This is a genomic window from Rhodoferax sp. (genome assembly GCF_025354435.1).
Lineage (GTDB): Bacteria > Pseudomonadota > Gammaproteobacteria > Burkholderiales > Burkholderiaceae_C > Rhodoferax_B.
This window is the reverse complement of the sequence record NZ_JANXMU010000006.1, coordinates 48,680-56,621: the sequence shown is the minus strand read 5'-3', so window position 1 is coordinate 56,621 and position 7,942 is coordinate 48,680. Positions and strand designations below refer to the sequence as shown.

General features: G+C 63.6%; 8 protein-coding genes. 4 read left to right on the top strand and 4 right to left on the bottom strand.

Features of this window, described 5'->3' with window-relative positions:
• Positions 1-86: 86 nt before the first annotated feature.
• Entirely contained in the window at positions 87-248 is a 162-nt protein-coding gene (locus Q0T48_RS01185) for a hypothetical protein (protein WP_295951237.1), read from the top strand.
• A 100-nt stretch (positions 249-348) separates the two neighbouring features.
• Here the strand turns inward: Q0T48_RS01185 and Q0T48_RS01180 are convergent, their stop codons facing one another.
• On the bottom strand, positions 349-1,314 hold the full coding sequence (locus Q0T48_RS01180) for a xylose isomerase (protein ID WP_295951234.1): 966 nt from the start codon (positions 1,312-1,314) through the stop codon (positions 349-351).
• Positions 1,304-2,566 carry an FAD-dependent oxidoreductase gene (locus tag Q0T48_RS01175; RefSeq protein WP_295951231.1) on the bottom strand — a complete coding sequence of 421 codons (1,263 nt, stop codon included), beginning with the start codon at positions 2,564-2,566 and terminating at the stop codon, positions 1,304-1,306. Before Q0T48_RS01175 ends, Q0T48_RS01180 begins: the two co-directional genes overlap by 11 nt.
• Positions 2,567-2,707: 141 nt before the next feature.
• Between Q0T48_RS01175 and Q0T48_RS01170 the strand changes: the two genes are divergently transcribed.
• Entirely contained in the window at positions 2,708-3,592 is an 885-nt protein-coding gene (locus Q0T48_RS01170; protein ID WP_295951226.1) for a MurR/RpiR family transcriptional regulator, read from the top strand.
• 48 nt (positions 3,593-3,640) lie between these two features.
• On the opposite strand, the gene Q0T48_RS01165 is transcribed toward Q0T48_RS01170, so the two are convergent.
• Positions 3,641-4,708, bottom strand: coding sequence for a LacI family DNA-binding transcriptional regulator (locus tag Q0T48_RS01165; RefSeq protein ID WP_295951223.1), 1,068 nt, complete (start codon positions 4,706-4,708; stop codon positions 3,641-3,643).
• A 13-nt stretch (positions 4,709-4,721) separates the two neighbouring features.
• Positions 4,722-5,579 (bottom strand): TIM barrel protein, encoded by an 858-nt coding sequence (locus Q0T48_RS01160; protein ID WP_295951219.1) that lies wholly within the window; start codon positions 5,577-5,579, stop codon positions 4,722-4,724.
• 271 nt (positions 5,580-5,850) lie between these two features.
• On the opposite strand from Q0T48_RS01160, the gene iolG reads away from it, so the two are divergent.
• Both iolG and Q0T48_RS01150 read left to right on the top strand, forming a co-directional pair.
• Positions 5,851-6,846: an inositol 2-dehydrogenase gene (gene iolG, locus Q0T48_RS01155; RefSeq protein WP_295951216.1), complete on the top strand. Its 996-nt coding sequence runs from the start codon at positions 5,851-5,853 to the stop codon at positions 6,844-6,846.
• Between the two features lie 3 nt (positions 6,847-6,849).
• Positions 6,850-7,869 carry a Gfo/Idh/MocA family oxidoreductase gene (locus Q0T48_RS01150; RefSeq protein ID WP_295951213.1) on the top strand — a complete coding sequence of 340 codons (1,020 nt, stop codon included), beginning with the start codon at positions 6,850-6,852 and terminating at the stop codon, positions 7,867-7,869.
• Positions 7,870-7,942: the final 73 nt, after the last annotated feature.

Below are 7,942 nucleotides of genomic sequence, written 5' to 3'. Positions count from 1 at the left end.
GTAAACCGAAAATCTGCCGCTGCGCTCGGCCGGGCGATGAGGTCGTCGGTCTGGACAGTCTCCGCAACGACTAGGCCACCTACGCCATGCGCTTCGAAGAGGTGCTAGCGGAAAATTTCTACCGCGAGACGGTGACCGGTTTGATCCAGCGGGTGAGTAATACGTTGAAAAGCGACAAAGAGGCCGCGCGTAACATGACCCACATCAACGCAGTGGTGTGTTCGTATCCCTGGTACTTTGGCGACTAAAGCCTGTTTTTTCCGATCGACCTAGTTCACCTGGTGCATTCGTGCCAGGGTCACGTCCATTCGCCAAGTAGCGGGCCTTAGGCCACGGTGTGTGACTTCGCTACTTAAATTTCTTCCATTCGTCCTGCAACCAAGCGGCGCAGGCGATGTTGTTGTCCCAGATCGAATAGCGCCCGCCGCCGCCGTAGTCGGCAAACGGGATGAACTCGCAGCTGATGCGCTGCGGTGTGGACGCCGGGTTGGCGTGCATGGCGGCCAGCAGTTCGCGCACGGCCTGCTTCCAGGGCTCCAGCTTCTGTGCATCCCAATCGCTGTGGAACGTGCCCGCGGGTGGCGCGATGAAGGGGTACTGGATGGCGCGGCCGGGCTGGCCGGGCTGGCGGTCCATGGCTTTGTTGTGCGGCACGCCGGGGGCGACACTTCGGGTGTGGGCGTGGGCGACCCAGCCCTCATTCAGCCACTGGCGGTAGAAGGCGGGCAGCACGTCGTGGCTGCCGCCATCGGGCAGGCCGCTCTGGGCCAGCTCTTGCGGGTGGTCCATTTTGAACACCAGGTGCGAATGGTCCAGCGTGATGCGCAGCGGTACCTGGCGGCGCGCCAGCAGTTCGGCCACGCGCTCTACGCGGGCGAACTGCTCGCTCCACATGTCTACGTGCACTTCCAGGCTGGGCAGGCAGCCTACCGGCGCGCCTACTTGCATGGCATCCAGGAAGAAGTCGGCCACTTGCTGGTCGGTAATGGCTTCGCCGTCGGCGCGACGGGCGAAGAGCTGCATGTTAAATACCTTGGCGCTGAGCTGGCCACCAGTGGCCACGCACCAGCGCATGCGCTCTTCATCGCGCCCCGCGCAGAAGATGCCGCCGAACACATCGATAGGCACGCCGTATTCCTGTACCAGGTCGAAGTAGGGCGCAAAGTCTTCGGCCGGGTTGTGGTTCTTTTCGATGTAGGCAAACGCGCTGCTGTCGCGCACCCAGGCAAAGCGGGTGGCGGCATCGGGTGTGGGCAGGCCGTCGTGGTGCAGCACGCCGTCGAGGTTGATGCCAATGGGTAATTTAGGCTGCATTGCTTAAAAGGCTCTTGAGTTTGGTGGCGGGGTTGGCCAGCACGTCGGCGCTGGCGGTGATGCGTCGCTCGACCAGGGTGCGGGCCAGCTTCAGCTCTTTGGCCACGCGGCTGGTTTGGCCCCAGCCGCAGGCACCGACCAAGCGGTTGTTTGCGTCCAGGTAAAAAATCACCATGCCGCCTGCATCATCCAGCGTGCGGGTGGTGCTGCTAGCGGCCAGCGCGGGCTCGCCCATTACCTGCAACTGGTGGTCGTACTGGTCGGACCAGAACCAGGGCAGGGATGTGTAGGCAGCCAACTCACCTTCCAACATGTTCTGCGCGGCAATGGCGGCCTGGGTTTCGGCGTTGTGCCAGGTTTCTTGGCGTACCAGTTGGCCTGACAGCACGCTAGGGAATTCGGCCACATCGCCCGCCGCAAAAATGCCCGGCACGCTGGATTGCAGGTGCGCGTTGACCAGCACGCCACGCCCTACTGCCAGCCCGGCGGCCTGTGGCAGCGCCAAATCGGGTTCGATGCCAATGCCGGCCAGGATGGTGTCGGCCTCGATACTGCTGCCGTCGGCCAAGTCCATGCGCACGCCGGTCGCGGTACGGGTGATGCTTTGCGGGCTCACGCCCAGCAGTACCCGTACGCCGCGTTCGCGGTGCAGGGCCAGGGCGCGCTCGGTCACCGGCTCGGGTACGGCGCGGCCCATCAGGCGCGGCGCACCTTCGACTACGGTGACCTCGCAGCCCAGCTTGCGGGCCGAGGCCGCCACTTCCAGGCCAATAAAACCACCGCCCACCACCAGCAGGCGCTGGCTTGGTGTGAGGCGCTGGGCCAGCGCGGCGGCATCGCCTAAATTGCGCAGCGTCATCACTTCGGGCAGATCGCCGCCGGGGATGCGCAGCGTGCGTACCTTGCCACCCGTGGCCAGCAATAGCGACTGGTAGGGCAGGGTTTGGCCGTCGGACAGGGTGAGATGGCGGGCCGTGGCATCGATGGATGTCACCCGCGCGACATGGCGGGTGATGCGCGCTTCCAGCAGGTCGGCGTCTGACAGCAGGGCGCAGGCTTCGGCGGTTTTGTCGCCGGTGAGCAGGTCTTTGGACAGGGGCGGGCGCTCATACGGGTGGTGCGGCTCGTCGCCTACCAAATGGATGGCGGCCTGCCAGCCCGCTGTGCGCAGCGCCAGCGCGGCACGGCCGCCGCAATGGCCGGCGCCGACGATGACCATGGCCGGGCTGGACGTACTATCGGGGGTTTGCATGGGTGTGTCGCATGTGAAAGGTGGACTTTAATTATAGGAAGTCGCGCCTCAAAATAACAAAAATTTTCTATTTTTATTTGAGTATGAAAATTTATTCCTTCGCTGAGATTAAGATGACTGCTTTACACAACAGAAACCACGATGTCTGCTGACAAGGCCCCCAAACCCAACGTCCCCAGCGTGGACCAGTTGATCAAGCGCATCACCGGCGAATACGACGCGTTAAGCAAGCAGCTCAAGGTGATCGCCCGCCACGTGGAACTCAACCGCCACCACATCGGGCTGGACGGCATCCAGCAGGTGGCGTCGCAGTGCAGCGTGCAGCCCTCGGCGGTGGTGCGGTTTGCCAAACACTTCGGGTTCTCGGGCTTCTCGGAAATGCAGGCCATCTTCCGCGAAGGCCTGTCGCGCCAGCTGGCGCCCGCACGCAATTACAAAACCCGCATCCGTGACGTGATCGAGTCGGGCGCGGGTAGCCTGTCCAGCGTGGAGATTGCGAACGAATTTTTGTCGGGCAGCATTGCCGGCATGCAAGAGCTGCAAAACAGCCTGCACGGCCCCACATTCAAGAAGGCCGTAGACCTGCTGGCCGAGGCCGACAGCATCTGGATCGCCGCCTCGCGCCGCTCGTTTCCGGTGGCGGTGTACCTCGATTACGCCTTGCAGCACACCGACAAGCGCATCGGCCTGGTGTCGGGCATGGGCAGCATGCACCTGGGGCAAATGCGCTCGGTGCGCAAGGGCGACGTGATGGTGGCCATCTCGTTTCTGCCCTACGCCGATGAGACCATCGCCGTGGCCAAAATGGCCGTAGAGCGCGGTGCCCGCCTGATCGCCATCACCGACAGCCGCATGAGCCCCCTGGCCAAACTGGCCCAAGTGGTGTTGGTGGTGCAAGACAACTCCACCTTCGGCTTTAGATCGCTCAACAGCACCATGGGCCTGGCGCAAAGCCTGTTCATCGCCCTGGCCTACATGCTGGAGCTGCCGTACCAGACCACCACGCCGCAGGGCACGGTTTCATAAAAAATAGGCCTCTAGCGTATATCCCACCTACGCAGATAGCTACTTATTTTATAGCAAGCCACTGCCGGGCAAGTACGGCTGGCTGGGCAGGTTTTCGGCGCAGAACAGGCGGAACTCGTTGGGCCCGGCCAGGGGTTTTTGGGCCAGCCATTTGTTCTGGAACAGCAGGTGCTGCATGCCCGACAGCACCTGGCCATCCGGGTCCTGGTCGATCACCAGGTCCATCGCACCCAGCTGCAGCCAGCGGCGGTGCTCGTCGGACAGCTCGTGCCCAATCCACACCACCTTGCCGGCCAGGCCATGGCGTTGCAGGGCCTGGTGGATGCCGACCGAACCGGCACCGCTGTGGTAAATGCCCGCCACCGGGCCCTGCTTGCAGGCGGCATCCACGGCCTGGAAGGTTTGGTCGGGATCATCAAAGCAGGGGATGGCGGGGGCGCACGGGAACTGGCCGAACTTCTCTTGCACCACGTCCAAAAATCCGGCGGTGCGGTCGCGGTGGGCGCGGAAGTGCAGGTCGTTGGTCAGCACCAGCAAACGTCCTCCGGTGCGGGCCAGTCGCCCCATGAAGTGCCCGGCGGTGCGGCCGGCGTGCAGGTTGTCGATGCCCGCGTAGTGCAGGCGCGATACGTCGCTGATGTCGCTCATCAGGGTGACCACGGGCACGCCTTGCTGGCTCACCTGTTGCACGGCGGCGCGCAGCACGGGGGTGTCGTGCACGGCCAGCAGCAGGCCGTGGCGTGGGTGCGGGGGCTGGCGGATGAACTGGGCGGTGTGCTCGTCGTCGCCGGGCGCAAAGCTGTGGCGGTGCACCACGATGCGACGGTCCAGCAGGGGCATGAGGCGCTGCAGGGCCAGTTCCATGCGCTGGAAAAAAGGGGTCTGGCTGCGCGCCAACACCACGTCCAGCCGGGTCAGGCCGCGGTGCACCTCGGGCATCAGGCGCGGCACGGCGAGTTGCTGTGCCGCCCGAATGACTTTTTCGCGGGTGGCGGTGGAGACGCTGCCCCGGTCGTTCAGCACCCGGTTGACGGTGGCCGGGCTGACCTGGGCCAGCGCGGCAATGTCGATGAAGCGGGCGCTGGATTTTTTACGCGGAGGGGGAATGTCGGCCATTCCCCACTGTAAATCAGGCGGGCTGTGCTACTTTTTCGCGCGCTGCTGCCACGGCATTCGTCAGGTAGGCCATGCTGAAGGCCAGTTGCTGCTCGATGTCGGCCTCAGACGCGGCGGCGATTTCTTCGGCGAAGGGTTCGAACGACACAAAACCTGCGTAGCCTGCGTCCAGCAAGGTGCCGAGTTGGGCGGCGTTGCCCAGGCGGTCGGCCTTGCCGACCAGCACGCGGTGGCTGTCGCGCATTTGGTTGGGGCTGAGGGCGGTGTCTTCCACGCCGGAGATGTGGACCAGGCCGGTATGCTCGGGGAAGAACAGACCTTCGCCTGCTAGGTGGTGGTGGAAGGTGTCGTGCACCAGCTTGAAGGTGCTGCCACCGCCGATCTCGTCGATGGCGCGCATGGCTTGGGATTTGCGACGCACGGCGCATTCTTCAAAGCCCAGGGGTTCCACCAGGCCGACCAGCCGGGCCTCTTCCAGCAGGGGCTTGAGTTGTGTCAGGGCGTTCACCAGATCCAGGTGGCGTTGGTCGGCAGTGCGGTTGTCGCGCAGGTCGTTGGTGGGGCAGAGCACCAGGGCTTCGGCACCGCAGGCCACGGCGTAGGCAATCATGTCCTGGGCTTCTTGCAGGCGCTTGGCATCGAACTGCTCGAAGCGCTGCAGCGCGTTGATGGAGCGGATGGTCAGGCCCTGGGCCTTGGCGGCGGCACCGATGTCGGCGGCCTTGGCACCGTTGACCATTTCAGCCTCGGGCAGGTCGTTGCGGATTTCGATGGCACCCACGCCCAGGCGCTTGCTCATGGCGGCAAAGCTGGCGAAGGGGATGCGGGGTGCGCTGATGCGGTTGATGGAAAAAGGGATGGCGGTGGTCATGGGGTTTGTCTCCTGGAAAAAATGGATTTGTTTGTTGACTTGCGTGTGGGCTGGTCTGGCCGCCACTGTAGACAAGCCGTGCTGCTTTTGCAGCCGATTTTTTGACCATTTATGGTCATTTCTAAGGGTTTACCTTGAAGTTAAATTCGAATTTAAATTTTTTTGGAAAATTATTTTCGTTTGTCAAAAATCCCCGTATAGTCCGGCATCTTGGTTCCCGCCATGGCCTTGTGCAGGCGGATTTTTTGTCTTTTATTCCCTGGTAAACCCTATGAAAAACGTTGCTGTTTTCGGTGCCGGTCGCATTGGCCGTATCCACTCTTCCAATATCGCCGCACTGCCCGGTGTCAAGCTGCAAGCCGTGTGCGACCCGGTGCCTGCCGCCGCCAATGAACTGGCGCAGCAACTGGGTGCCCAGGTGTCCACCATCGAAGCCGTGCTGGCCGACAAGAGCATTGACGCCGTGGCGATCTGCTCGTCCACCGCTACCCACAGTGACCTGATCACCCGCGCCGCCGCTGCCGGCAAGCACATTTTTTGCGAAAAGCCGGTCGATCTGTCGGTGCCCCGCGCCATCGCCTGTGCCGAAGCCGTCAAGGCCGCCGGTGTGGCCTGCATGATCGGCTTTCAACGCCGTTTCGACCCTACCTTTAACGATGCCAGCCGCCGCCTCGCCGCCGGTGACATCGGCAAGCCCGAGATGCTGATCATCACCAGCCGCGACCCCGGCGCGCCTCCGGCCGACTACATCAAGGCCTCCGGTGGCATCTTCCGCGACATGCTGATCCACGATCTGGACGTGTTCCGCTGGATCCTGTGCGCCGACGGCGACGAAGCTGTGTGGCTCAGCGCTACCGGCTCGGTGCTGACCGATCCCGCCATTACCGCCCTGGGCGACGTGGACAGCACGGCTGTCAGCATCCGTACCAAGTCCGGCCGCCTGTGCCAGATCAACACCAGCCGCCGCGCGGCCTACGGCTACGACCAGCGCTTTGAAGTGCTGGGCTCGGGTGGCCTGTTGCAATGCGGCAACCAGACCCCTTCGGCTGTGGTGCAGTGGGATGCCAACGGCATCCGTGCCGACAAGCCAGAAGCCTTCTTCCTGCAACGCTACGCAGCGGCCTACAAGCTGGAAATGGCCCACTTCTTTGAATGCCTGCAGACCGGCGCAGCGTTCAAAACCACCATCGCCGACGGCGTGGCCGCCCAGAAGCTGGCCGATGCCGCCGCCGAAAGCTGCAAGAGCGGCCAACCCGTTCTGTTTTAAGCCATGACCAGGGCATTACGGATAGGCATTGCCGGACTGGGCCGTCTGGGCCAACGGCATGCGGAGGCCCTGGCCTTCCGCACCCGCCACTGCAGCCTGGTGGCAGCCTGCAGCCCGGTGGCCAGCGAGCGCGCGTTTGCGGGCGAGCAGCTGGGCATTGCCCGGCTGTACGACGACTTCGACGCGTTCATCGCCGACCCGGACATCGACGCGGTAGTGCTGGTCACGCCCACGTCCTTGCATGCCAACCAGGCTATTGCTGCGTTGGAAGCGGGCAAGCATGTGTTTGTGGAAAAGCCGCTGGCGCTGAACCTGGCCGACTGCGAACGCGTGCTGGCCGTGGCCGAAAAGCACCCGGCGCAGGTGGCGATGGTCGGTTTTGTGAGGCGTTTTGACCCGAGCTATGTGAGCGCCCAGACCAGTGTGGCCGCAGGCGAGATCGGCAAGCCGTTTCTGGTGCGCAGCCAGACCTGCGACCAAAACGACCCCGAAGGTTTCTTTGTGCGGTTTGCGCCTACCTCAGGCGGCATCTTCATGGACTGCAGCGTGCACGACATCGATCTGGCGCGCTGGATGCTGGGCCGTCCCAAGGCCTTGCGCGCTTTTGCCACCGGCACCAATGCGCTGCACCCGGCCTTGGCCGAGTTCGGTGATGTGGATAACGGCCTGGCCGTGGTTGAGTTTGAAGGCGGGGCCAAGGCCGTGCTGTACGCCTCGCGCACCATGGCCCATGGACACGAAACCAGCACCGAAATAATCGGCACCGCCGGCAAGCTGCTGGTGGGTGAGCACGCGGCCCGCGACCGCGTGGTGCGCAGCGACGGCCTGGGCGTGCGCCACACCGTGGTGGCCGATTTTTACGAGCGTTTCGAGGCCGCCTTTGCCGCCGAAATGGCGGCGTTTGTGGCTGCCTGCCGGGGTGTGCAGCCACTGACGCTGACACTGTCGGACGCGCTGGAAGCCACCCGCATCGGGCTGGCGATTGCCAAGTCGCTGCGCAGCGGAATGCCTGAAGCGGTCTGAACCCAGGCCGAAACCGGTGGACGGCCGCGGAGCCAGCTTCGCACGGGCCGCCACCGGTTTTTTTATGGGCACA

What these genes read in the sequence shown, in the direction of transcription:
- iolG (WP_295951216.1), top strand. Translation starts at nt 5,851, where the DNA reads ATGAAAAACGTTGCTGTTTTCGGTGCCGGTCGCATTGGCCGTATCCAC.
- Q0T48_RS01185 (WP_295951237.1), top strand. Translation starts at nt 87, where the DNA reads ATGCGCTTCGAAGAGGTGCTAGCGGAAAATTTCTACCGCGAGACGGTG.
- Q0T48_RS01180 (WP_295951234.1), bottom strand. Translation starts at nt 1,314, where the DNA reads ATGCAGCCTAAATTACCCATTGGCATCAACCTCGACGGCGTGCTGCAC.
- Q0T48_RS01150 (WP_295951213.1), top strand. Translation starts at nt 6,850, where the DNA reads ATGACCAGGGCATTACGGATAGGCATTGCCGGACTGGGCCGTCTGGGC.
- Q0T48_RS01170 (WP_295951226.1), top strand. Translation starts at nt 2,708, where the DNA reads ATGTCTGCTGACAAGGCCCCCAAACCCAACGTCCCCAGCGTGGACCAG.
- Q0T48_RS01160 (WP_295951219.1), bottom strand. Translation starts at nt 5,579, where the DNA reads ATGACCACCGCCATCCCTTTTTCCATCAACCGCATCAGCGCACCCCGC.
- Q0T48_RS01165 (WP_295951223.1), bottom strand. Translation starts at nt 4,708, where the DNA reads ATGGCCGACATTCCCCCTCCGCGTAAAAAATCCAGCGCCCGCTTCATC.
- Q0T48_RS01175 (WP_295951231.1), bottom strand. Translation starts at nt 2,566, where the DNA reads ATGCAAACCCCCGATAGTACGTCCAGCCCGGCCATGGTCATCGTCGGC.